Genomic DNA, 24,476 nt, shown 5'->3' on the forward strand with positions numbered 1-24,476 from the left:
TCTAGGGCAGGGATTTTCGTGCGTTATCACACACTATTAGGATCATTGGCGATCGTGGTTTCGGGTTGCGCTATGCAACCGTCCACATCGACCACTAACGAAGAAAAGCCGGCGCAACCGGCTCCAGTCGCGCAGCAAACCGCACCCGCCACCGCACAGCCGGCAGCACAGCCAGCCGTTGCTGCGACGCCGAGCGCGCCTGCGCCTGCCGCAGCGACGCCAGCCCGCGAGCCCCAGGAATACGAAATTCAGCCCGGTCAGTGCTGGGTTCACGCCCAGGTTCGACCACGCCCGGTGCAAAGCACCCAGGAAGTGGTGGTCAAGGACTCGGTCAACAAGATCACCGTCACCCCTGCCGAGCTCGAAAAAGGCTTCAAGCAGGTGGTCACCCGCGAAGGCACCAAGACCTACCGCATCGAGCCGCCGACTTATCGTGTGGTCTCCGAGCAGGTGAAGATTCGCCCGGAAGTGAAGCGCTACATCGTGGTACCGGCCGTCTACGAAGACGTCAAGGAAACCGTGACCCTCGAAGAAGCCAAAACCGTGCTCGACCAGTGCCGCGCAGCCGGTACCCGTTATTCGAGCGGTACCGGCGCCATGTCCTTCTGCGCCCGCCAGGTGCCGGCCAAGCAGGAAGTGGTCAAGGTCAAGAAGCTGGTTTCGCCGGAAACCGTGCGGGTGGAAACCGACCCTGCGCAGTACAAGAGCGTGACCCGCTGGATCGTCGACAAGCCGGCCCAGGCCGTGGAAGTCACCCTGGATCCGGAATACACCAAGGTCGCCTCCACCGAAGTGGTGCGCCCGGTGGAAGCCAACCAGATCATCCTGCCGGAAGAGAAGCGCCAGCTGCAGGTCACCCGCTTCGAGGGCACCGCTCGTATCGTCTCGCGGCAGACCATTTGCGACCCGGACATCAATGACGACCTGGTCACCCGCCTGCAGCAGAGCCTGGTCAAGCGCGGCTTCAATCCGGGCCGTGTCGACGGCAAGCTCGGCAAGCGCACCCTCGATGCGCTGACCGAGTTCCAGACCGCCAACGGCCTGGCTGTCGGTGCCCTGACCCTGGAAAGCCTGACCGCCCTGGAAGTCCAGTAACGCCGAACCGGCACGCCTGCCAAGGGCGTGCCGTCATCCCCGCTGCATCCCCCTCCTGCGCTCAACCTTCGCCGATCAGCGCGCCAGCCTGCTAAGCTCGCTGCTTATCTCCACCGCTCGAAGGTTACCGCCATGCTCCGCATCCCCGCTCTCGTCGCCGGCCTGTTGCTGTCTGCCAACGTGTTCGCCCTGTCGCTTTCCGACCTCAGCCAGCAGGACGCCAGCGGCGGCCTCAAGGATGCCCTCACCCAGGGTGCCAAGGTGGCCGTGCAGCAGCTCGGCAAGCCAGGCGGCTTCAGCAACAACCCCGAAGTGCGCATCGAGCTGCCCGGCAAACTCGGCAAGGCCGCCAAGACCATGAAGATGATGGGCATGGGCGCCCAGGTCGAGCAGCTGGAAACCAGCATGAACAAGGCCGCCGAGGCTGCCGTGCCACAGGCCCAGGCGCTGCTGGTCGACGCGGTGAAGAAAATGAGCGTGCAGGACGCCAAGAGCATCCTCTCCGGCCCCCAGGACTCGGCTACCCAGTACCTGAACAAGAGCAGCCGCGAGCAGATCCGCGCCAAGTTCCTGCCTATCGTCAAACAGGCCACCGACCAGGTCGGCCTGGCCAAGCAATACAACGGCTTCGCCAGCCAGGCGGCGACCTTCGGCGTGCTCGACGCCAAGAGCGCGAATATCGAAAGCTACGTGACCGAGCAGGCCCTCGACGGCCTGTTCGACATGATCGCCAAGCAGGAAGCCAGCATCCGCGAAAACCCGGCGGCGGCGGCTACCAGCCTGGCGAAGAAGGTGTTCGGCGCGCTGTAAGCGGCGAGCTGCAAGAAAAGGGGCTGGCGCGTTATGCGCCAGCCCCTTTTTTATTCTGCGTGTGAGCGCGAGGTTGGTGGATGGATAAAGCATCATCCAACTTACGACTGGAATGGCTGCAAAGTGGCGGAAGCGGCCGTTCGGCCGCTTTGCCTTTTGGGTGCTACTCATGCCACAGAATTATCAGGCGCTACCAAGCGCCCCTTCAGGAGGCCGAGTGGAATCATTGTGCAGGGGGACGAGCCGCATGGATGCGGCGAGAGGCCTGATGGGCCATGGATGGCCCTTCCAGGCCGGCCCCCGGAACAATGATGGAACGAGGGAACCCCAGCGAAGCTGGGGCCGGATGTCGGGGCTAGACCTTTTGGTTTCTTTTGGGGCGATGCCAAAAGAAACCCGCTCGACAGGCCGGAACCGAACGTAAGAGCAATGCGATAACGATGGCAAACCACTGCTCAAGCATGTGCAGCGAGCTGTCCAGAAAACTCGAGGCTAAAGCCTCTCCCACAATAGCTTTACTCATCGTCCACTTCTGCCTTATTGCTGACACGGGACTAGACGTTTCCAGCCCCCAAAAATCATGAACCGGGCTCTTGGCGGTCACCCGCAGCCTGCGCCCTGCCACTCGGCTTCACCCTGAACCACGCCGCATACAGCGCCGGTAAAAACAGCAGGGTCAGCGCCGTGGCCACCACCAGCCCCCCCATGATCGCCACTGCCATCGGCCCGAAGAATACGCTGCGCGACAGCGGAATCATCGCCAGTACCGCCGCCAGCGCGGTCAGCACGATGGGCCGGAAGCGCCGCACGGTGGCTTCGACGATGGCGTTCCAACTGTCCAGCCCCGCGTCGCGGTCCTGCTCGATCTGGTCGACCAGAATCACCGAATTACGCATGATCATGCCCGACAGGGCGATGGTGCCGAGCATCGCCACGAAACCGAACGGCTGGCCGAACAGCAGCAGGAACAGGGTTACGCCGATCAGCCCCAGTGGCGCGGTAAGAAACACCATGGTCATGCGCGAGAAGCTCTTGAGCTGCAGCATCAGCAGAGTCAGCACCACCACGATGAACAAGGGCACCCCGGCCGCCACCGAGGCCTGGCCCTTGGAGGAATCCTCCACCGAGCCGCCCACTTCCAGCAGGTAGCCATCGGGCAGGCTGGCGCGGATATCGGCCAGGGTCGGCAGAATCTGTTGAGTCAAGGTAGCCGGCTGCTGAGGCCCGTAGATATCGGCGCGCACGGTGACCGTCGGCAGGCGGTTGCGGTGCCAGATCACGCCCTCTTCGAAGCCGTATTCCAGGGTGGCGATCTGCGCCAGCGCCACGCTCTTGCCGCTGTCGGTGGGCACTGCCAGGCTCGGCAGCAGTTGCAGCGCCTGGCGCTCGGCCGAGGTGCCGCGCAGGAGGATTTCGATCAGCTCGTTGTCCTCCCGGTAATCGCTGACCGACGAGCCATTGAGCGAGCTGCGCAGGAACTTGGCCACCTCTGCGGTGCTCACGCCCAACGCACGGGCACGCTCCTGGTCGATGTTCAGGTACACCACCTTGCTCGGCTCCTGCCAATCCAGGTGCACATTGACCACATCGGGGTTGTCGCGCACCTTGTCGGCGACCTGGCGGGCCAGGGCACGCACTTCGTCGATATGCTCGCCGGAAACCCGGAACTGCACCGGGTAGCCCACCGGCGGGCCGTTCTCCAGCCGGGAGATACGCGTGCGCAGGCTCGGGAAGTCGTCATGCAGTACACCGATCAGCCAGGCGCGCACGGCCTCGCGCTCCTCGATGGAGGTGGCCAGCACCACGATCTGCGCGAAGCTGGTGGCCGGCAACTGCTGATCCAGCGGCAGGTAGAAGCGCGGCGAGCCAGTGCCGACATAGGCCACGTAGTTATCCACACCCGGATGACCGGCCAGGCGCTCCTCAAGGCGGCGCACCTCGGCCTCGGTGGCGATCAGCGAGGCGCCTTCGGCCAGCTTGAAATCGACCATCAGCTCCAGGCGCCCCGAGGCCGGGAAGAACTGCTGCGGCACGAAACGAAACAGCAAGATCGAGCCGACGAACAGCGCCAGGGTCAGCACGATGACCGTCTTGCGCCAGCGCACGCACCAGTCCACCAGGCGCCGAACGCGCTGATAGAAAGGTGTCGAATAAGGGTCATGCCCGCCCGTGCCACCATGCTTGAGGGCAGCGCGCTTGGCCAGATCCGGCAACAAACGCGCGCCCAGATACGGCACGAACATCACCGCCGCCACCCAGGACATCAGCAGGGCGATGGTCACCACCTGGAAGATCGAGCGGGTGTATTCGCCGGTGCCCGACTGCGCGGTGGCAATCGGCAGAAAGCCCGCCGCGGTGATCAGGGTGCCGGTGAGCATCGGGAATGCCGTGCTGGTCCAGGCGAAGCTCGCCGCCTTGAGGCGGTCGTAGCCCTGCTCCATCTTGATCGCCATGATCTCCACGGCAATGATCGCGTCGTCCACCAGCAGGCCCAGGGCCAGCACCAGGGCGCCGAGGGAAATCTTGTGCAGGCCGATGTTCAGGTAGTACATGGCGGCGAAAGTCATCGCCAGTACCAGCGGAATCGACAGCGCCACCACCAGCCCGGTGCGCAGCCCGAGGGAAAAGAAGCTGACCAGCAGCACGATGATCAGCGCCTCGGTAAGCACCTTGACGAACTCGCCGACGCCGGTCTTCACCGCCGCTGGCTGGTCCGACACCTTGCGCAGCTGCATGCCCGCCGGCAGGTTGTTCTGCAGGCGGGTGAACTCGCCCTCCAGCGCCTTGCCGAGCACCAGGATGTCGCCGCCGGGTTTCATGGAGACCGCCAGGCCGATGGCATCCTCGCCCATGAAGCGCATGCGCGGCGCCGGTGGGTCGTTGAAGCCACGGCTGACCTCGGCCACATCGCCGATGCGGAAGGTGCGGTCGGCCACACGGATGGGGAAATCGCGAATCTGCTCGACCGTCTCGAAATTGCCGCTGACCCGCAGCTGCACGCGGTCGGAGCCGGTCTCGAAGAAGCCAGCCACGGGCATGGCGTTCTGCTGTTCGAGGGCCTGTTGCACGGCGGCAAGCGGCAAACCGAGGGTGGCCAGCTTGGTGTTGGACAGCTCGATCCAGATCTTCTCGTCCTGCAGGCCGACCAGTTCGACCTTGCCGACATCCTTCACGCGCTGCAGCTGCAGTTGCACGCGGTCGGCGTAATCCTTGAGCACCGCGTAGTCGAAACCGTTGCCGGTCAGCGCGTAGATATTGCCGAAGGTGGTACCGAACTCGTCGTTGAAGAACGGCCCCTGGATACCGGCGGGCAGGGTATGGCGGATGTCGCCGATCTTCTTGCGCAGCTGGTACCAGAGCTCGGGAATCTCGTTGGAGTGCATCGAGTCGCGAGCCATGAAGGTGACCTGGGACTCGCCGGGCCGAGAGAACGACACGATGCGCTCGTACTCGCCGGTTTCCATCAGCTTCTTCTCGATGCGCTCGGTGACCTGGCGCGCCACCTGCTCGGCGGTGGCCCCCGGCCAGTTGGTCTTCACCACCATGGCCTTGAAGGTGAACGGCGGGTCCTCGCTCTGCCCCAGCTTGGTGTAGGACAGCGCACCGACGACGCCGAGCAGCAACATCAGGTAAAGCACGATCTGGCGCTGTTGCAGCGCCCAGGCGGAGAGGTTGAACGACATCGGCGCTTACTCCTTGGCAGCCAGGTCGACGGCGCGGTTCTGCCGGTCCACCGGGCGCACCTGCTGCCCATCCAGCAGCACCTGCACACCGGCCACCACCACCCAGTCGCTGGCCTTCAGGCCGTCGAGCACCGGCACGCTATTCTCGCCATAGGCGCCGACCCGCACGCTGGTGCGCTTGAGCTTGGACGTCTGTGGGTCGACCACCCAGACATAGGGCTGGCCCTGTTCCGCACTCAGCGCCGACAACGGTACCGCCAGCGGCACGTCGCCATTGCGGGCGATAAAGACTCTGGCGCTCTGGCCAAGCTCGACCTGAGCCTCCGACTGTTGCAAGGCGACGCGCGCCGCGTAGGTGCGCGAGCGTGAGTCGGCTGCCGGTGACAGTTCACGCACGCGCCCGGCCAGCTGCTGGCCGGGCTGCGACCACAGCTCCACGGCCACCTCCTGGCCGATGGCGAGGTTTCCGATCGCCTGCTCGGGCAAGTCGATCGCCACCTCGCGCTCGCCGTCGGCAGCCAGCACGAACACCGTCTGCCCGGCCGCCACCACCTGCCCGACCTCGGCACGGCGCTGCACGATCACCCCGCTCTGCGGCGCTTTCAACACGGCATAGCCAGCCTGGTTGTCGGCGACGTTGAGCTCGGCGCGTACCTGGCGCAGGCGCGCTTCGGCAGCGCGATAGGTGTTTTCGGCGTTGTCGGCCAGGGATTTGCTGATCATCCCGCGCTGTTGCAGGGTGCGATAGCGGTCGCGCTCGGCGCGCGCCAACTGCAGGTTGGATTCGGCCGATTGCAGCTGGGCCCGGGAGGCGTCGAGCTGCAGGCGCACGTCCTGCGGGTCCAGCTCGGCCAGCGCCGCGTCCTTGTCGACCCGCTGGCCCACCTCGACCAGGCGTCGGGTCACCTTGCCGCCGATGCGGAACGCCAGTTCCGGCTCCAGCCGCGCCCTTATCTCGCCTGGGTAGGAGTCCACCTGCTCCGCCGCCAACTGCGGCTGCGCCACCATGGCTGGGCGAATGCCTGGCTGCGGCGCCTGGGTATCGCTGCAGGCAGCCAGAGACAGGGCCAGGCACAAAGGCGCAAGGCGAGACAGAGCATGGCGAGACATGATGAGCGTCCTTTCAGCGGGAACTTTTTAATATTTGTACTACCGGGTATATTAAAAATAGCGTACTCGGCAGTCCAGTATTAAAATCGCCGGATGTCAGACACTTCATTACAGTCCAGCGGCCCCGGCCGCCCAAAAGATCTCGCCAAGCGCGAGGCCATTCTCGAAGCGGCCAAATGCCTGTTCCTGCGCCATGGCTACGCCGGCAGCAGCATGGACGCCATCGCCGCCCACGCCGGGGTTTCCAAACTCACGGTGTACAGCCACTTCACCGACAAGGAGACGCTGTTCTGCGCGGCGGTGAAGGCCAGGTGCGAGGAACAGCTACCCGAGCTGTTCTTCGAGTTTCCCGCCGGTGCGACCGTGCATAACGTGCTGCTGAACATCGCCCGTGGCTTCAGCCAGTTGCTCAACAGCAGCGAGTCGGTGGACCTGCACCGCCTGATGACCAGCCTTGGCGCCCAGGATCCGCAGTTGGCGAAGATTTTCTACGAGGCCGGGCCGCAGCGCCTGCTCGCCGAAATGGAGTGTCTGCTGGGCAAGATGGACCAGAGCGGCCAGCTGCGTATCGAGTCGCCGAAGCTCGCCGCCGATCAGTTCTTCTCCCTGCTCAAGGGTGGCGCCAACTTCCGCCTGCTGATCGGCTGTGGCGAGCCGGAAACCGAGGCGCAGCAGGAGCAGCACGCACGTGCCACCGTCGAGATGTTCCTGCGCGCCTATCGCCCCTGACTCGCCGAGTGCTCGCCTGCTGCTATGGTTCTGCCATGAGCCTGCAGGAGGTGCGACATGGATCGATTGAGCGGCGGTTGTCTGTGCGGACAGGTACGCATCGAGGCATTGGGGCAGCCTGAGCGAGTCGGCATCTGCCATTGCCTCGACTGTCGCAAGCATCACGGCGCGCTGTTCTACGCAGCCGCCATCTATCCCCAGCGCGCCGTGACCGTCAGCGGCGAAACCAGCAGCTACGCCGGGCGCCACTTCTGCCCACGCTGCGGCTCATCGGTATTCGCCCGCAGCGGCGAGGAAATCGAAGTGCATCTGGGCGCTCTCGACGCGCCCGATCAGCTGCAACCGACCTATGAGTGCTGGACGAGCCGTCGTGAAGCCTGGCTGCCGGCCTTTGCCGTCAGCGAGCGCTATCCCAAGGATCGTTCCTGAGGCGCCAGGCTCAAGTCCATGTTGTCGCACTCGCAATGTATATACATAAGCGACGTAAAAACCTTTTCACTCTCCAGCAACGACTGCATAGCTATTGACCGCCGTCATCCTTTCGCTTAATTGTATATACATTACAAGAACAGGCGATCTGCAATGGCTTCTTCTCAAACCACCCGCCGGCTCTGGCGCAACGTCACCCTGTTCGACGGGCTCGAACAGCTTCCCGAACCAATGGTCGTTCTGGTCGAACAGGGCCGCGTGGTTGGCCTGTGGCCGGAAAGCGGCTTCGACCCGAGCCTGGCCCGCGGCGCCAAGGAAGCCGCCAGCGGCGGCGTGATGACCCCGGGGCTGGTCGACTGCCATACCCATCTGGTTTACGCCGGTGATCGAGCCGGTGAGTTCGAGCAGCGCCTGGAAGGCGTCAGCTACGAAACCATCGCCCGCGCCGGTGGCGGTATCCTCAGCAGCGTGCGCGCCACCCGTGCGGCCAGCGAGGATGAACTGATCGCCGCCAGCCTGCCGCGCCTCGATGCGCTGCTGGCCGATGGCGTGACCACGCTGGAGATCAAGTCCGGCTATGGCCTGACCGTCGACAGCGAACTGAAGATGCTGCGCGTGGCCCGCCGCCTCGGTGAACTGCGCCCGGTGCGGGTGCTCACCACCCTGCTTGGTGCCCATGCCCTGCCGCCGGAATATGCCGGTCGCGCCGACGACTACGTAAGCCTGGTTTGCGACGCGATGATCCCGGCTGCTGCCCGTGAAGGCTTGGCCGATGCAGTGGATGTGTTCTGCGAGGGCATCGGTTTCTCTCCGGCGCAGTGCGGGCGCATCTACCAGGCGGCCCAGGCCCACGGCCTGGCGATCAAGGCCCATGCCGAGCAACTGTCCAACCTCGGTGGCAGTGCCCTGGCCGCGCGTTACGGTGCGCTGTCCGCCGACCATATCGAATACCTGGACGAAGCCGGCGTACGCGCCATGGCCGAGGCCGGCACGGTCGCCGTGTTGCTGCCCGGTGCCTTCCACGTATTGCGTGAAACCCAGTTGCCGCCCATCGAGTTGCTGCGCCAGTACGGCGTGCCCATGGCCGTGGCCAGCGACGCCAACCCTGGTACCTCGCCGATCTGCATGCCAACGCTGATGGCCAACCTGGCCTGCACCCTGTTTCGCCTCACCCCGCGCGAGGCTCTGGCCGGCATGACCGCCCATGGCGCCCGCGCCCTCGGCCACCCCGAACTCGGCCGCATCGCCGCCGGCGCCCCGGCCGACCTGTGCCTGTGGGATATCCAGCAACCGGCCGAGCTGGCCTACGCGGTGCAGACCGGCCGCCTGCGTCAGCGCGTGTTCAACGGAAAGGTGGTTTATGCACGCTGACCGACATTGCATGAGTGCCTGGACTGGCCGCACCGACCCGGAAGCCGACAGCACGCGCTGGCATCAGCGCATCCAGGTTCTGGCCGAAGACAGCCAGCCGGGCCTGGCGCTGTTGGGTTTTGCCTGCGACGAAGGCGTGCGCCGCAACCAGGGTCGCGTCGGTGCTGCCGGCGCGCCGCAAAGCGTACGCAAGACCCTGGCCAACCTGGCCTGGCATCGCCAGGCGCCGGCCTATGACGCCGGTGACGTGACCTGCGAGGACGGCGACCTGGAAGCGGCACAGGCACGCCTCGCTCATAACGTCTGCGTGCTGCTGGAGGCCGGTCATCTGCCGCTGGTGATTGGCGGCGGCCATGAAGTGGCGTTCGGCAGTTGGTCCGGGCTGGCCGAACATCTCAGTGGCCAGCCCGCCCCGCGTATCGGGATCGTCAATTTCGACGCCCATTTCGACCTGCGTGATCCGACCCATGTGCATTCCTCGGGCACGCCCTTCGCGCAGATCGCCGAGCAGTGCGCCGCACGCGGCTGGCCGTTCCGCTACGCCTGCCTCGGTGTCAGCCGCGCCAGCAACACCCGCGCACTGTTCGCCCGCGCCGCCGAGTTGAACGTGCTGGTGCGCGAGGATCACGAGATCCGTGAATCGACTCTGGAATACGTCGGCGCCGAGCTGGAGGCCTTCGCCGCCGAGTGCGATGCGCTCTACCTGACCCTCGATATCGACGTGTTGCCGGCCTGCGAGGCACCCGGCGTCAGCGCCCCGGCCGCCCGTGGCGTGCGCCTGGAACTGCTGGAGCCGCTGCTCGAACGGCTCAAGGCGAGCGGCAAGCTGCGCCTGGCCGACCTGGCCGAGCTCAACCCCGACTACGACATCGACAACCGTACCGCCAAGGTGGCGGCGCGGCTGATTCATCTGCTCAGCCTCTGAGCAGGCAAGAACCGCGCTTTCTCGCACAACAACAATTACGAGGAAACCCCGATGTTCACCACCGCCCGCCGCGGCCAGGAGCCGCGCCATGTCTAAGTCCCTGCCCGTGAGCACCGGCGTGTCGCGCCCCCGAGCCCTGGCGCGCTTGCTGGGCTACAGCCTGATCGGCCTGCTGCTGTTCTTCGTGCCCTTCGAGATCGCCGGGCGTTCGACCATCCTCCTCGACCACGCGGCCAGCGCCCTGCAACTGCATGCGCGTCCACTGGTGATCGGTTTGGCGTTGCTATTCATGCTCTACGGTGCGCTGGCGCCCTGGCTCGACGGCAGCTGGCGGCGCAGCCTGACCCACAGGGTGTTCAGCGTGCTCAAGGTGTTCGGCCTGCTGATCGGCACCGCCTACCTGTTGCAGCTCGGCCCAGAGGCGCTGTACCAGCCGGACATGCTGCCATTCCTGTTCGAGAAGCTGGTGCTCAGCCTGGCGCTGATCGTGCCGCTGGGTTCGCTGGCCCTGGTGTTCCTGATCGGCTTCGGCCTGCTGGAGCTGATCGGCGTGCTGATGCAGCCGGTGATGCGACCGATCTGGCGCACGCCGGGCAAGTCGGCCATCGACGCCGTGGCCTCCTTCGTCGGCAGCTACTCGGTGGGCCTGCTGATCACCGACCGCATGTACCAGCAGGGCCACTACAGCGTGCGCGAGGCGGCGATCATCGCCACCGGGTTCTCCACGGTGTCAGCGCCGTTCATGGTGATCATCGCCAAGACCCTGGGCCTGATGGGCCAGTGGAACCTGTATTTCTGGGGCGCCATGGCGGTGACCTTCGCCGTCACCGCGATCAGCGCACGTATCTACCCGCTGTCGCGCCTGCCATCCGACTCCACCCCCGAGGCGCAGCTGCAACCCGGCGAGAGCCGCCTGGGCAGTGCCTGGCGCGCCGGTATGCAGCAGGCCGGCAGCGCGCCGTCGCTGGGCTCGGCGCTGCGCGAAACCTTCGACGGCCTGCGCATGACCGCCGCCATCCTGCCGAGCATTCTCGCCGTCGGCCTGCTCGGGCTGCTCGCCGCCAAGTACACGCCGCTGTTCGACGCCCTCGGCCTGCTGCTCTACCCGCTGACCTGGCTGTTCGGCCTGGACGAGCCGATGCAGGTGGCCCGTGCCTTGTCCGCCGGGCTGGCGGAGATGTTCCTGCCGGCGATGCTGCTCAAGGACGCCGACGTGCTGGTGAAGTTCGTCACCGCCGTCGTCTCGGTCAGCAGCGTGCTGTTTCTCTCCGCCTCGATTCCCTGCGTGCTGGCCACGCGGATTCCCCTGAGCCTGGGGCACCTGCTGCTGATCTGGCTGCAGCGCACCCTGCTCAGCCTGCTGCTGGCCATCCCCCTGGCCTATCTCGCCCGATTTCTGGGTTGGCTCTGACCGCCCACCCTTGATCCGTTCCCACAGGAGCCCGCACCATGACCAAGTTCCGCGACACCGAAATCCGTGCCCCGCGCGGCACCACGCTCACCGCCAAGAGCTGGCTGACCGAAGCGCCGCTGCGCATGCTGATGAACAACCTCGACCCGGACGTAGCCGAGAACCCCAAGGAATTGGTGGTGTATGGCGGCATCGGCCGTGCCGCGCGTAATTGGGAGTGCTATGACAAGATCGTCGAGAGCCTGACCAACCTGAATGACGACGAAACCCTGCTGGTGCAATCCGGCAAGCCGGTCGGCGTATTCAAGACCCATAGCAACGCGCCGCGCGTGCTGATCGCCAACTCCAACCTGGTGCCGCACTGGGCGAGCTGGGAGCACTTCAACGAGCTGGATGCCAAGGGCCTGGCCATGTACGGCCAGATGACCGCTGGCAGCTGGATCTACATTGGCAGCCAGGGCATCGTCCAGGGCACCTACGAAACCTTCGTCGAGGCGGGCCGCCAGCACTACGCCGGCAACCTCACGGGCCGCTGGGTGCTGACCGCAGGCCTGGGTGGCATGGGCGGTGCCCAGCCGCTGGCCGCGACCCTGGCCGGCGCCTGCTCGCTGAATATCGAATGCCAGCAGAGCAGCATCGATTTCCGCCTGCGCAGCCGTTACGTCGACGAGCAGGCCACCAATCTGGACGACGCCCTGGCGCGCATCGCCCGCTACACCCGCGAAGGCAAGGCCACCTCCGTCGCCCTGCTGGGCAACGCTGCCGAAATCCTGCCGGAGCTGGTACGCCGTGGCGTGCGCCCGGATATGGTCACCGACCAGACCAGCGCCCACGACCCGCTCAACGGTTACCTGCCGATCGGATGGAGCTGGGCCGAATACAAGGACCGTGCAGCCACCGATCCGGCTGGCGTGGTCAAGGCTGCCAAGCAATCCATGGCCGTGCACGTGCAGGCCATGCTCGACTTCCAGAAGATGGGCGTGCCGACCTTCGACTACGGCAACAATATCCGCCAGATGGCCAAGGAAGAAGGCGTGAGCAATGCCTTCGATTTCCCCGGCTTCGTGCCGGCCTATATCCGCCCGCTGTTCTGCCGTGGCATCGGCCCGTTCCGCTGGGCGGCGCTGTCCGGCAACCCCGAGGACATCTACAAGACCGACGCCAAGGTCAAGGAACTGATCCCGGATGACGCCCACCTGCACCGCTGGCTGGACATGGCCCGCGAGCGCATCGCCTTCCAGGGCCTGCCGGCGCGTATCTGCTGGGTCGGCCTGGGCCAGCGCGCAAAGCTCGGCTTGGCCTTCAACGAGATGGTGCGTTCGGGTGAGCTGAGCGCACCGGTGGTGATCGGCCGCGACCACCTGGACTCAGGCTCGGTGGCCAGCCCCAACCGCGAGACCGAGGCCATGCAGGACGGCTCCGATGCGGTGTCCGACTGGCCGCTGCTCAATGCCCTGCTCAACACCGCCAGCGGCGCCACCTGGGTGTCACTGCACCACGGCGGCGGCGTCGGCATGGGTTTCTCCCAGCATTCGGGTATGGTCATCGTCTGCGATGGCACCGATGAAGCAGCCGCGCGCATTGCCCGCGTACTGACCAACGATCCGGCCAGCGGCGTGATGCGCCATGCTGACGCCGGCTACCCGCTCGCCATAGAGTGCGCGCACGAGCAGGGCCTGAACCTGCCAATGATCACCAAAGGAGCCTGATTCATGACCACCCTGAACCTCAAACCGGGCTCGCTAACCCTGGCCGAGCTGCGCGCCGTGTACCTGCAACCGGTGCACGTCACGCTCGACGCCAGCGCCCATGCCGGCATCGACGCCAGCGTCGCCTGTGTCGAGCAGATACTCGCCGAGGGCCGCACCGCTTACGGCATCAACACCGGTTTCGGCCTCTTGGCCTCGACGCGCATCGCCCCGGACGACCTGGAAAAGCTGCAGCGCTCACTGGTGCTATCCCACGCCGCCGGTGTCGGCGAGGCGCTGGACGACGCCATGGTGCGGCTGATCATACTGCTCAAGGTCAACAGCCTGGCGCGCGGCTTTTCGGCCATCCGTCGCACGGTGATCGACGCGCTGATCACCCTGATCAACGCCGAGGTCTATCCGCATATTCCGCTCAAGGGCTCGGTGGGCGCCTCCGGCGACCTGGCGCCGTTGGCACATATGTCTCTGCTGCTGCTCGGCGAGAGCAAGGCACGCCATAAGGGCCAGTGGCTGCCAGCCCGCGAAGCACTGGCAGTGGCGGGCCTGAAGCCGCTGACTCTGGCGGCCAAGGAAGGCCTGGCACTGCTCAACGGCACTCAGGTCTCGACCGCCTATGCGCTGCGCGGCCTGTTCGAGGGCGAAGACCTGTTCGCCGCCGCCACCGTGTGCGGCGCCCTGAGCGTGGAGGCCATGCTTGGCTCACGCGCGCCCTTCGACGCCCGCATCCATGCGGCGCGTGGCCAGCACGGACAAATCGACGTGGCAGCGGCCTACCGCGATCTGCTCGGCGACAGCAGCGAAGTGGCGCGCTCCCACGCCAACTGCGACAAGGTGCAGGATCCCTACTCGCTGCGCTGCCAACCCCAGGTGATGGGCGCCTGCCTGACCCAGCTGCGCCAGGCTGCCGACGTGCTACAGATCGAGGCCAATGCGGTGTCCGACAACCCGCTGGTGTTCGCCGAACAGGGCGACGTGATTTCCGGCGGCAACTTCCACGCCGAGCCAGTGGCCATGGCCGCCGACAACCTGGCCCTGGCCATCGCGGAAATCGGTGCGCTGTCGGAGCGGCGTATCTCGCTAATGATGGACCGCCACATGTCGCAGCTGCCGCCGTTCCTGGTCGAGAACGGCGGGGTCAACTCGGGCTTCATGATCGCCCAGGTCACCGCCGCGGCGCTGGCCAGCGACAACAAGGCCTTGGCCCACCCACATAGCGTCGATAGCCTGCCGACCTCGGCCAACCAGGAAGATCACGTGTCCATGGCGCCGAACGCTGGCAAGCGTCTGTGGCCGATGGCCGAGAACGTACGCGGCATCCTCGCCATCGAATGGCTGGGTGCCTGCCAGGGCCTGGACTTCCGCCATGGACTGAAGAGCTCGGCGAAACTGGAAAAGGCCCGCAGCCTGCTGCGCGCCGAGGTGCCTTATTACCAGGAAGACCGCTTCTTCGCGCCAGACATCGAGGCAGCCAGCGAACTGCTCGCCAGTGGCTGCCTGAACGTCTTGGTGCCCCGTCCGTTGTTGCCCAGCCTGTGACGGGGTTCGCTGGTCAAAGCCGCCCTTTGCCTCGCGATCTGCAGCCGCTGATGGCAAGGTGCAGGGCGCGCGCTATCATGCTGCCGTTTGATGGCGCCCTGGAGGGCCTGTGACCAGCGCAATGCCCCCTCGCTACAAGGTGATCGAAGAGTTTCTGCTCGAACGCATCGGCAATGGTGACTATCCGCTGCATCACCAGATTCCGCCGGAAGAGCAACTGGCCCGGGATTTTTCCGTCAGCCGCATGACCGCCAACAAGGCCATCACCAACCTGGTGCAGCAGGGTTACCTGATTCGCCAGGCGGGCCTGGGCACCTTCGTCACCGACCGCAAGTCCGAGTCGTCACTGCACGAGGTGATGAATATCGCCGCCGAGGTGCGCGCCCGTGGCCACGCCTATTCCAATCGCATCCTGCGCAGCGAAGCGCTGGCCGCCGATGACGAGGTGGCACTGCGCCTGGGTCTGCGCATCGGCGCCGAGGTGTTTCACAGCATCCTCGTGCACCTCGAAAATGGCGTGCCGATCCAGCTTGAGGATCGCTTCGTCAATCCACGCTGGGTGCCCCATTACCTGAGCAGCGACTTTTCCAAGCAAACGCCCAACGAAGTACTGGTAGCCAGTTGCCCGATCAGCGACGTGGAGCATGTGGTCGAGGCCGTGCACGCCGATGCCCGCACCGCCGAATGGCTGGATATCGCACCGGGCGCCGCCTGCCTGTCGATGATCCGCCGTACCTGGTCGGATGAGCACCTGATCAGCTACGTGCGCCTGATCCATCCGGGCGAGCGCTACAAGCTGCGCTCAAGCACCAAGCATCGCTGATCACAAGCGGAAGTGCTGATGAATGGCCTGAGCCAATAGCTCTAGGGCTTCGTCGTGTTGCGCCTTCGCTGAACGCAGGAACATCACTTCATGTTCGGCGGCCTGGGGCAGCTCCTCGACGATACGCATGGCGCTGCTCATCTTCGCGCGATCCATCAGGGTGATCGCCAACCCCGATTCGACGCAGGCCCTGATGGCCTGGCTGGATGGGCTCTCAAGTACCACCCGCCAGCGGTGACCGGCGGCTTTCAGCGACTCCAGCATCAGGCTGCGGTACGGGCAATCGGCTGCGTGGATGGCCAGCGGAATGATGCCCGTTGCGGGCTGCGCATGGGACGTCGCGGCGACCCACACCGGCGTGGTGGCGACCAGCACCTGGGCCCTGGGCTCGCGCTGCCCCAGCGGCAGGGTCAGCACCGCGCCGTGCAGTTTGCCGGCCTGCACCTGCTCGCGCAGCGAGTAGCTGGAGGCAGTCTTCACCTCCAGCACCACATTGGGCCAGGCCGCCGCGAAGATCGGCAGGATGTCGCGGATCACATGGGCGGCGTACTCGTCGGGTATCCCCAGGCGGATGCGCCCGACCAGCCGCGGCCCGTGCAGCTCGGCGAGCACCCGGTCGTGGGTGTTGAGCAGTTCGCTGGTCGAGTGCAGCAGCCGCTTGCCAAGGGCCGTCAGGCTTACCGACTGGTTGTCACGATCAAACAGGCGGCCACCGGCGACCGTCTCCAGACGCTGGATATGCACACTGATCGCTGCCGGGCTCTTGTGCAGCAGCTCGGCTGCCGCCTTGAAGCGACCACTGCGCGCCACTGCATGGAAGGTGCGGACCAGCTCGATGTCGAGTACGGCATTCATCGTTCAATAATTCCGAACCACTGATTCAATACATTTTGATTTATTAGACTACTCCACCTTCGTAGGCTGGACCTACACCCTTAATCCGGTTTACCGCCATGTCCGCTCAACAGACTGCCCGCCTGTGGCCCATCGCGATTCCCTTGCTGCTGCTCGAAGCGGCACTGGTGGTGATCTGGAGCTCAGGCTTTATCGGCGCGCGCTTCACCATCGAGCACGCGCCGGCGATGCTGGTGGTGTTCTGGCGCAGCCTGCTGTTCGTGCTGCTGCTGGCGCCCTGGGCGTTGCCGCGCCTGCGCCACACCTCACCGGCCACCCTGCTGCGCCACGCTGGCATCGGTTTGCTGGCGATGGGCGGCTACCTCGCTGGTGTGGTTCAGGGCATCGCCTTGGGCGTACCGGCAGGCCTCGCCGCCCTGCTGGCCGACCTGCTGCCCATCGGCGTTGCCTTGCTGGGTGTGCTGGTGTTCCAGCAGCGCCTGGGCTGGCGCACCTGGCTGGGTTTGCTCATCGGCCTGACCGGCGTGGTGCTGGTCACCTCGGACGCGCTGGCCTGGGGCGATGCGCCATTGTGGGTCTACGGTTTGCCGCTGCTGGGCATGTTTTCGCTGGCGATCGCCACCCTGTGGCAGAAACGCACCAAGGCCACGGCCTCGCTCGACCTGCTCGGCAATCTGTGGCTGCAGTGCTGCATCTGCTGCGTACCCTTCGCGCTGCTGGCCGCGATGGATAGCAGCCTGATGCCGGTGCCTTCGGGCGGCTTCGCGTTGAGCGTGCTGTGGACGAGCATCTCCACCATGGGCGGCTACGGCCTGTACTGGCTGTGCCTGAAGCGCTCGACGCCGACCCGGGTAGCCAGCGTGCTGTACCTGAGCCCGGCGCTGACCCTGGTGTGGGCCTGGGCGATGTTCGGCGAGCCGCTGTCCTGGCTGATGGGCCTGGGCACGGTCATTTCGGGGTTGGGAATCTGGCTGGTGATACGCAACGAACCGAGACAGAACGATGACGGGCGCGCCTCGGCGAACCCGTCATCGACAACCGTCAAAGCAGCTTGTCGAGGGTGATCGGCAACTGGCGAATGCGCTTGCCGGTAGCGTGGTAGACCGCATTGGCGACCGCCGCGGCAACCCCGACGATACCGATCTCGCCCACGCCCTTGGAGCCCAGCAGGTTGATGATGCTGTCGTTCTCCTCGACGAAGATCACCTCGATATCGCCGATATCGGCCTGCACCGGCAGGTGGTAGTCAGCCAGGTTGTGGTTCATGCAGCGCCCCAGGTCATGGTCGATCATCGCCTCCTCGTGCAAGGCCATGCCGATACCCCACACCACGCCACCGAGAATCTGGCTGCGTGCGGTTTTCGGGTTGATCACCCGGCCCGCGGCGATGGCGCTGACCACCCGGGTAACCCTTACCGTGCCCAGCGCCTCGTCCACCTGCACCTCGACGAACACCGCCGAGTGGCTGGCACTGGCGTAGCGCTCGCGCTGCTTGCCAGGCTGCGCCTGCACCTCGACCTCCAGGCTGCCGTGGCGAGCGAGTAGCGCGCTCAGCTCGACCGCACGACTGGCATCCTCGCCCTGCTGCACGCGGCCAGCGCTGAAACGCAGCGCCGCACCATCGCTGAACGGCGCTTCCGGCCACTGCCGCGCCGCCTCGCAGAGTTTGTCGGCCAGGGCCATGCAGGCCTCGCGTACCGCACTGCCCACCGACGACACGGTGAACGAGCCGCCCTGCAGTGGCGCCTTGGGCAGGCTGGAGTCGCCGAGGCGAAACTCCACCTGGGACGGTTCCATCCCCAGCACGTCGGCGGCGATCTGGGTCATCACCGTGGCGGTACCCGGGCCGATGTCACAGGTGGCGCTGGCGACGACCAGACGGCCATCGGCGGTGAAGCTGGCACGGGCACTGGCCGGCATCTGCATGGCTTCCCACACGCCAGTGGCCATGCCGTAGCCGATCAACTGGTCGCCCTCGCGCATGCTGCGCGGCTGCGGGCTGCGCTTGCTCCAACCGAAGGCATCGGCACCCTGCTGGTAGCAGGCGCGCAGCTCCTTGCTGGAATAGGGTTTGCCTTCGTTCTGGTTGGTTTCGGCGTAGTTGGTCAGGCGCAGTTGCACCGGGTCTACCCCTGCTGCCCAGGCCAGTTCGTCCATTGCCGACTCCAACGCATAAACGCCGGTGGCAGCGCCCGGCGCGCGCATATCCAGCGGCGTGTAGACATCCAGCGGCGCCAGCCGGTAGGCCAGGCGCACGTGATCGCAGTGGTAGAGCATTCCCGACCATTCAGCGACGTGCTCGGTGAAGTCTTCGAAGCGCGAGGTCTGGGCGATCACCTCGTGCACCAGGCCCCGCAACTTGCCATTTTCATCGGCACCGAGTTGCAGGTGCTGCACCGCCCGCGGTCGATAGCCGAAGGTGAACATCTGCTGGCGGGTCAGGGTCACGCGCACCGACTGCTGTAACTTCAGTGCGGCCATGGCAGCCAGGGGCAGCTGGTACTGCGGGCGCAAGCCGGAACCGAAGGCGCCCCCCACGAAGGATGACTTGACGCGCACGCGATCCGGTTCGAGCTTGAGCACATCGGCCAGGTAACGCTGGCTGTTCTGCGGGCCCTGGGTCTTGTCGTGCACCAGCAGGCTGCCATCGGCCTGATAGATCACCGTCGAGGCGTGGGGCTCCATTGGGTGGTGATATTCGCTGGGCAACTCGTATTCCAGCTCCAGGCGCACTGGTGCACCGGCGATCACCCCATCGGCGTCGCCACGCGGCGTGGGCAGTTCGGCGGGCGCGGCATGCGCCTCGCTCAGGGCTTCACGCAGATCGGTAGCATGGGGCTGCTGCTCATAGCTGATGCGCACCAGCGAGCCGGCGTGACGGGCCAGCTCCAGGGTATCGGCGACCACCAGGGCCACCGGCTGGCCGCTGTAGCGGATACGCTCGTTGAACAGCGGGCGAAATGGCGAGCCGTCGGCAGCATCGTCGTCTTCGTAGCTCTCGTCGTCCTGGGCCATGGGCGGACGATTCAGGTGACTGAGCACCAGTTTGACACCGGGCAGCGCCAGCGCCGCCGAGGCGTCGATAGCGGTGATACGGCCACGGGCGATCACGCTGCAGATCACGCTGCCATGCAGCAGGTCATCGGCCGGATGTTCGGCGGCATAACGCGCCTGGCCGCTGACTTTCAGTGGGCCGTCGACGCGGTCCAGCGGTTGGCCGAGGGTTCGCGCATTCATGGGCGGGCTCCTTGTGCGGCAGTGGTCAGGGCCCGAACCACGGCGCGGCGCGCCAGTTCGACCTTGAAGGCATTGTGAGCCAGCGGTTGGGCATCCTTGAGCAGCAGCTCGGCGGCCGCCGCGAAGTGCTCGGGCGTGGCGGGCTGGCCGACCAGACTGGCCTCCACGTCCGCTCGGCGCCATGGCTTGTGAGCGACGCCGCCCAGGGCGATACGCGCCTGGCGGATCTGCCCGCCCTCGTCCAGCTCGAGTGCCGCGGCTACCGACACCAGGGCGAAGGCGAACGAAGCGCGATCACGCAGTTTGAGGTAGGCGTGATGCCCGGCGAAGCCTGCGGCCGGCAGCTCGATGGCGAGGATCAATTCGCCTGCCTCCAGCACGGTGTCGCGCTGCGGGGTATCGCCAGGCAAACGATGGAAGTCGCTCATCGGCACGCGGCGCTCACCCTGCGGGCCGGTAATCACCACCTGGGCATCCAGGGCGGCCAGGGCCACACAGAAGTCCGATGGGTGCACCGCCACGCAGTGCTCGCTGGCGCCGAACAGCGCATGGTTGCGGTTCAGCCCTTCGCGGGCCGGGCAGCCGCTGCCAGGTTCGCGCTTGTTGCACGGTACCTGAGCGTCATAGAAATAGTGGCAGCGGGTGCGCTGCAGCAGGTTGCCGCCGGCGCTCGCCATGTTGCGTACCTGGGGCGAGGCGCCGGAGAGCAGCGCCTGGGCCAGCAGCGGATAACGCCGCTCGATCTCCGGGTGCCAGGCCAGCTCGGCGTTGCCGACCAGGGCGCCGATACGCAGGCCGCCGTCGGCGGTGGCGGTCACGTCACGCAGCGGCAACGCGTTGATGTCGATAAGCCGCTTGGGGCGCACCAGGTTTTCCTTCATCAGGTCGACCAGGTTGGTGCCGCCGGCGATGAAATGGCTGTCCGGCCCGGCCAGGCGCACCGCTTCATCAATGGCCGCAGGCTTGCTGTAGGCGAAGGGCGTCATGGGCGCACCGCCTGTTCGCTTTCGGGCAGTGCTTCTTCGATGGCCGCCAGGATGTTGCTGTAGGCGCCGCAACGGCACAGGTTGCCGCTCATGCGCTCGCGGATATCGGCGGTGTCGCCGACCCGCCCTTCATTGGCCAGACCGACCGCCGAGCAGATCTGCCCGGGCGTGCAATAGCCGCATTGAAAGGCGTCGTGTTTGACGAAGGCGCGCTGCATGGGATGCAGCTCATCGCCCGTGGCCAGGCCTTCGATGGTGGTCAGCTCGCGGCCGTCGAGCATCACTGCCAGGGTCAGGCAGGCGTTGACCCGCTGCCCGTCCACCAGCACCGTGCAGGCGCCGCACTGGCCGTGGTCGCAGCCTTTCTTGGTGCCGACCAGGTCGAGCTGTTCACGAAGCAGATCGAGGGCCGTGATCCACGGGTACACCTCGACCTGGGTAGGGCTGCCGTTCAACGACAGGGAAATCGTCCGGCGCTCGGCGCCGGCTGTGATGGTCTCGCTCATGGGGCTACCTCGGTTCGCGTGGATGTCTCGTGCATCCGTTCAAAATCTGAGGTGAGGCCCGCTAAAAACGTTCAGGTTGGATCGCGACCGTAGAGCGGTTCGTTTAAGAACCTGTTCACGATCTTTTAGGCGACATTAAGGAGACTGCTACAAGGCAAAAGCGGGCATTGTTGCTTTACCTGTGGGAACGGGCGGGGGCGCCCAGTCCACGCCCGTGATTTTTCGCGGGCATGGCCCGCTCCCACAGATAATCACCAGCCACCCTAACGGGGGCGACCGGCCGCTTTCGCCACTTTGCAGCCAAAGCGCTGAAATTGAGCCGAACGATCGTGAACAGGCGCTAAGGCGTGAGCTTCTTCAGCGGGTAGATATCGTAGCGGCTGGACTTGCCCTCCAGCGCATAGCCCGGTTTGGCGCCCTCGATGATCGGGGCCTTGCGCGGGCGCTTGACCACCACACGGTGGCTGGCAAGCCGCAGAGCGGCCTGGAGCAACGCCGGGGCATCCAGGTCGTCGCCGACGAAGGGCCGGAACAGGCGCATCTCTTTCTTCACCAGGGCGCTCTTGTCGCGGTGAGGAAACATCGGGTCGAGGTAGATCACTTGCGGCGCCCCGTCCTGCCAAGCACTCATCAGCTCGATGGCGTTGCCCTGCAGCAGGCGCATACGCGCAACGATACTCGCCACCTCGGCATCCGCCGTCGCCCGCTGCAGCCCGTCTTCGAGCAGCGCACCGATCAACGGCTGACGCTCGATCAGATCCACCTGACAACCCAGGCTGGCCAACACGAAAGCATCGCGGCCCAGCCCGGCGGTGGCGTCCAGCACCCGCGGGCGAATGCCCTGGGCGATGCCGACGGCCTTGGCGATCATCTGCCCGGCACCGCCGCCGAACTGGCGACGGTGTGCGACTGCGCCCTCGACGAAATCAACCCGCACCGGCCCTGGCGCCTGGGGGCCCAGCTCGACCAGTTGCAGACCGGCATCACCCAGTTGCAACGCGTACCCGGCCTCTCCCTCGAGAGGTAGGCCAAGGCGCTGCGCCCACTGCTGCGCACTCCCGTCCAGGTACGGCGTCAGAGCCTCCATGCGGATGCGCGTGTCGGGCTGTATTTCACTCATTGCAGATAGTCCATCGCTTGGGCGGCAAGATTTGATCGGCCGGTGGCTCAACTCGGGCCGGCGGCAGCCGATACCCAAGCAAGCGATAGTTTGCCAGAGCCCGCCGTCCGATGTTCGAGGTCATCTCCCATATTCCCGGTGACACCCGGGTCGCCGCCCAGAAAGCCGGCACGCCGTCGAGCGCCGGCACGGCGCTGTACGACCAGATTCTGCGCAGTGTATTGCGCGACATGGAAAGTGCCCTGGCAGCCCCCCCGGCGCCGGCCCCGACCACGCCTGCAGACGAAGCGCCCATGCACGGCATGCGCACCCTGGAAGATGTGATGATGCAGCGCCAGTTCGTCTGCTCGCTGAACGACATCGATACCGCCCTGCCCCTTGAAGAGCTGGCCTTGCAGCAGCAACTGCTGGCGCCCCGCGGTGCAGCCGAGAACGCGGCGAGCAACCCGTTGCTGCAGGAGTCGCTGGCGCCTTGGGAGCTGCTGATGGGCCGCCTGACCTTGCAACAACGTTTGCAGGGCTGACTCAGCGGCACATACGAAAGCCGCCCATATCCAGGTGAAAGTGATCGCGGTGCGCCGCGTTGTAATCCGGCCCCAGTGTGGTGTTGAAGCTGGAACAGGCCGCCTCTTTTACCTGCCGCAGAAACAGCGACTTGTCATCCTCGCCCGGCCAGTCGCGCAGCACGCTGATCCGCTGGCCATCGGCCAGGCGAAAGCCGACGATATCGAGGGCATTGGCCGAGGCATGCTGGCTGCGCCGCTGACTGCCGGCGATGGTGCGGCAGGCGAAGCTGCCGACATGATCGACCTGTACCACACGGTGACCAAAGCGTTGCTCGGCCGCCGGCTGCAATCCATGGCGTTCGAACAGGGCGAAGGCCGCGGCCACCGGGCAGGTGGCGATAAAGCTGCTGCTCAGGCGCACGTCGCTGCCCTGCACCCTCACCGTATTGCTCAGCGGGCAATCGGCGGCCGGCGTGCTGTCGGGCAGTGCGACGTAACGCAGCGCCGAGGTATCGAGCACCGTGCGGCATAACTCGGCGTCGCCCTGCAAACGGCGCAGCTTGTAGGCAGTCAGCCAGTTGGGCGTATCGCGCAGGTCGAGGGGTGCCCAGGGGTTCCAGCGCGGCGGCACGTCGATCCACTGGCGATACAGCGCCAGCGGGCCGCCGACCACCACGAAGATCAACAGCGCGATCAGGAACTGCCGCACGCTAGCCCTTGAACAGATCGTTGATGGTATCGAACGGCAGCGCCTGCCTAGCGCCGCTCAGGTCGCCGCGCTCGGCCAACCCGGTGGCCGCCTGCAGGAAGGCGCCATAGGCGACGCGCGCCAGGTTGGAACCCAGGCTCACGCGCTTGACGCCCAGCTGTGCCAACTCGTCCAGCGACAGCGCCAGGCTCGGCGAGCCGACCAGCACGTTGACCGGCTTGGGCGCCACGGCTTCGACCACCGCCAGGATCTGCTCACGGGTGGTCAATCCTGGCGCGTAGAGTACGTCCGCGCCCGCCTCGGCATAGGCGACCAGGCGGCGAATGGTGTCGTCCAGGTCGGCGCGGCCATGCAGGAAGTTTTCCGCACGGGCGGTCAGGGTGAAGGGTATGTCCAGCGCCCGAGCGGCCGCTACCGAGGCGCGAATGCGCGCTACCGCGAGTTCGAAGGGATAGATAGGCGCGTCCGCGTGGCCGGTGGCATCTTCGATGGAGCCGCCGACCAGGCCAACCTGCGCCGCCAGCCGTACGGTCGCGGCGCAATCCTCGGGTGTATCGCCGTAGCCATTTTCCAGATCGGCGACCACCGGCAGCGCCGTCGCTTCGACGATTGCCCGGGCATTGGCCAGCGCCTCGTCGCGGCTTACCGCACCTTCGGCATCGCGCCGGCCCAGCGAAAAGGCCAGCCCGGCGCTGGTGGTGGCCAGGGCATGGAAACCGAGCGCCGCGAGCATCTTCGCCGACCCGGCATCCCAGGGGTTGGGCAGCACCAGCAATTCGGCCTGTTGGTGTAAGGATCGAAGGCGTTCGCCACGCTCACGGTAAATGGACATCTGCTGCCTCCCCTGCGTCGAATGTTCGCTCAGGGTATCGGAGTTCGCAGCGGCGGTAGAAATTCACTGTTCCGGCATTACGCCAGGGGCTGAT

21 protein-coding genes are annotated in these 24,476 nt (G+C 65.8%); 12 read left to right on the forward strand and 9 right to left on the reverse strand.

The genetic code is table 11. The annotated features are described in order from the left end of the window. The first annotated feature begins 72 nt into the window (after nucleotides 1-72). Complete coding sequence (locus BUC40_RS01295; RefSeq protein ID WP_073261844.1) at nucleotides 73-1,095, forward strand: peptidoglycan-binding domain-containing protein; 1,023 nt, start codon at nucleotides 73-75, stop codon at nucleotides 1,093-1,095. A 132-nt stretch (nucleotides 1,096-1,227) separates the two neighbouring features. Further along, nucleotides 1,228-1,905: a DUF4197 domain-containing protein gene (locus BUC40_RS01300; protein ID WP_073261846.1), complete on the forward strand. Its 678-nt coding sequence runs from the start codon at nucleotides 1,228-1,230 to the stop codon at nucleotides 1,903-1,905. 578 nt (nucleotides 1,906-2,483) lie between these two features. Here BUC40_RS01300 and BUC40_RS01305 read toward each other — a convergent pair. Beyond that, nucleotides 2,484-5,588, reverse strand: coding sequence for an efflux RND transporter permease subunit (locus BUC40_RS01305; RefSeq protein ID WP_073261848.1), 3,105 nt, complete (start codon nucleotides 5,586-5,588; stop codon nucleotides 2,484-2,486). A 6-nt stretch (nucleotides 5,589-5,594) separates the two neighbouring features. Continuing rightward, nucleotides 5,595-6,698 (reverse strand): efflux RND transporter periplasmic adaptor subunit, encoded by a 1,104-nt coding sequence (locus BUC40_RS01310; protein WP_073261850.1) that lies wholly within the window; start codon nucleotides 6,696-6,698, stop codon nucleotides 5,595-5,597. 93 nt (nucleotides 6,699-6,791) lie between these two features. Here BUC40_RS01310 and BUC40_RS01315 point away from each other — a divergent pair, with 93 nt between their 5' ends. The 8 genes from BUC40_RS01315 to hutC all read left to right on the forward strand — a co-directional run bounded on the left by BUC40_RS01315 (nucleotide 6,792) and on the right by hutC (nucleotide 15,631). Continuing rightward, entirely contained in the window at nucleotides 6,792-7,427 is a 636-nt protein-coding gene (locus BUC40_RS01315; protein WP_073261852.1) for a TetR/AcrR family transcriptional regulator, read from the forward strand. A gap of 57 nt (nucleotides 7,428-7,484) precedes the next feature. Further along, the gene (locus BUC40_RS01320) at nucleotides 7,485-7,856 is read left to right on the forward strand and encodes a GFA family protein (RefSeq protein ID WP_073261855.1); all 372 of its coding nucleotides are present in this window, start codon (nucleotides 7,485-7,487) and stop codon (nucleotides 7,854-7,856) included. Nucleotides 7,857-8,009: 153 nt separating this feature from the next. Next, complete coding sequence (hutI, locus tag BUC40_RS01325; protein ID WP_073261857.1) at nucleotides 8,010-9,227, forward strand: imidazolonepropionase; 1,218 nt, start codon at nucleotides 8,010-8,012, stop codon at nucleotides 9,225-9,227. Next, a complete protein-coding gene (hutG, locus tag BUC40_RS01330) occupies nucleotides 9,217-10,152 on the forward strand; it encodes a formimidoylglutamase (RefSeq protein WP_073261859.1) in 936 nt (311 codons plus the stop codon). Before hutI ends, hutG begins: the two co-directional genes overlap by 11 nt. An 88-nt stretch (nucleotides 10,153-10,240) precedes the next feature. After that, entirely contained in the window at nucleotides 10,241-11,563 is a 1,323-nt protein-coding gene (locus BUC40_RS01335; RefSeq protein ID WP_073261861.1) for a YjiH family protein, read from the forward strand. A 38-nt stretch (nucleotides 11,564-11,601) separates the two neighbouring features. After that, nucleotides 11,602-13,272, forward strand: coding sequence for a urocanate hydratase (hutU, locus tag BUC40_RS01340; RefSeq protein ID WP_073261863.1), 1,671 nt, complete (start codon nucleotides 11,602-11,604; stop codon nucleotides 13,270-13,272). A 3-nt stretch (nucleotides 13,273-13,275) separates the two neighbouring features. After that, nucleotides 13,276-14,808 (forward strand): histidine ammonia-lyase, encoded by a 1,533-nt coding sequence (gene hutH / locus BUC40_RS01345; RefSeq protein WP_073261865.1) that lies wholly within the window; start codon nucleotides 13,276-13,278, stop codon nucleotides 14,806-14,808. A 121-nt stretch (nucleotides 14,809-14,929) separates the two neighbouring features. Next, a complete protein-coding gene (hutC, locus tag BUC40_RS01350; RefSeq protein ID WP_208605750.1) occupies nucleotides 14,930-15,631 on the forward strand; it encodes a histidine utilization repressor in 702 nt (233 codons plus the stop codon). On the opposite strand, the gene BUC40_RS01355 is transcribed toward hutC, so the two are convergent. Next, a complete protein-coding gene (locus BUC40_RS01355; RefSeq protein WP_073261869.1) occupies nucleotides 15,632-16,486 on the reverse strand; it encodes a LysR family transcriptional regulator in 855 nt (284 codons plus the stop codon). A 98-nt stretch (nucleotides 16,487-16,584) separates the two neighbouring features. On the opposite strand from BUC40_RS01355, the gene BUC40_RS01360 reads away from it, so the two are divergent. After that, a complete protein-coding gene (locus BUC40_RS01360) occupies nucleotides 16,585-17,550 on the forward strand; it encodes a DMT family transporter (RefSeq protein WP_073261871.1) in 966 nt (321 codons plus the stop codon). On the opposite strand, the gene BUC40_RS01365 is transcribed toward BUC40_RS01360, so the two are convergent. The 4 genes from BUC40_RS01365 to BUC40_RS01380 form a co-directional block, all read right to left on the reverse strand. Beyond that, complete coding sequence (locus BUC40_RS01365; protein WP_073261873.1) at nucleotides 17,528-19,723, reverse strand: xanthine dehydrogenase family protein molybdopterin-binding subunit; 2,196 nt, start codon at nucleotides 19,721-19,723, stop codon at nucleotides 17,528-17,530. The genes BUC40_RS01360 and BUC40_RS01365 overlap by 23 nt on opposite strands. Continuing rightward, nucleotides 19,720-20,709 carry an FAD binding domain-containing protein gene (locus BUC40_RS01370; RefSeq protein WP_073261875.1) on the reverse strand — a complete coding sequence of 330 codons (990 nt, stop codon included), beginning with the start codon at nucleotides 20,707-20,709 and terminating at the stop codon, nucleotides 19,720-19,722. Before BUC40_RS01370 ends, BUC40_RS01365 begins: the two co-directional genes overlap by 4 nt. Beyond that, the gene (locus BUC40_RS01375) at nucleotides 20,706-21,215 is read right to left on the reverse strand and encodes a (2Fe-2S)-binding protein (protein WP_073261877.1); all 510 of its coding nucleotides are present in this window, start codon (nucleotides 21,213-21,215) and stop codon (nucleotides 20,706-20,708) included. The genes BUC40_RS01370 and BUC40_RS01375 overlap by 4 nt, the downstream gene beginning before the upstream one ends. Nucleotides 21,216-21,555: 340 nt before the next feature. Further along, a complete protein-coding gene (locus BUC40_RS01380; protein WP_073261879.1) occupies nucleotides 21,556-22,335 on the reverse strand; it encodes a class I SAM-dependent methyltransferase in 780 nt (259 codons plus the stop codon). Nucleotides 22,336-22,445: 110 nt separating this feature from the next. Between BUC40_RS01380 and BUC40_RS01385 the strand changes: the two genes are divergently transcribed. Next, nucleotides 22,446-22,859 carry a hypothetical protein gene (locus tag BUC40_RS01385; protein WP_073261881.1) on the forward strand — a complete coding sequence of 138 codons (414 nt, stop codon included), beginning with the start codon at nucleotides 22,446-22,448 and terminating at the stop codon, nucleotides 22,857-22,859. Between the two features lies 1 nt (nucleotide 22,860). On the opposite strand, the gene BUC40_RS01390 is transcribed toward BUC40_RS01385, so the two are convergent. Beyond that, nucleotides 22,861-23,550, reverse strand: coding sequence for an extensin-like domain-containing protein (locus BUC40_RS01390; protein ID WP_073261883.1), 690 nt, complete (start codon nucleotides 23,548-23,550; stop codon nucleotides 22,861-22,863). A 1-nt stretch (nucleotide 23,551) separates the two neighbouring features. Continuing rightward, the gene (locus tag BUC40_RS01395) at nucleotides 23,552-24,382 is read right to left on the reverse strand and encodes an isocitrate lyase/PEP mutase family protein (protein ID WP_073261885.1); all 831 of its coding nucleotides are present in this window, start codon (nucleotides 24,380-24,382) and stop codon (nucleotides 23,552-23,554) included. Nucleotides 24,383-24,476: the final 94 nt, after the last annotated feature.

The sequence above is a fragment of the Phytopseudomonas punonensis genome (genome assembly GCF_900142655.1).
GTDB lineage: Bacteria > Pseudomonadota > Gammaproteobacteria > Pseudomonadales > Pseudomonadaceae > Aquipseudomonas > Aquipseudomonas punonensis.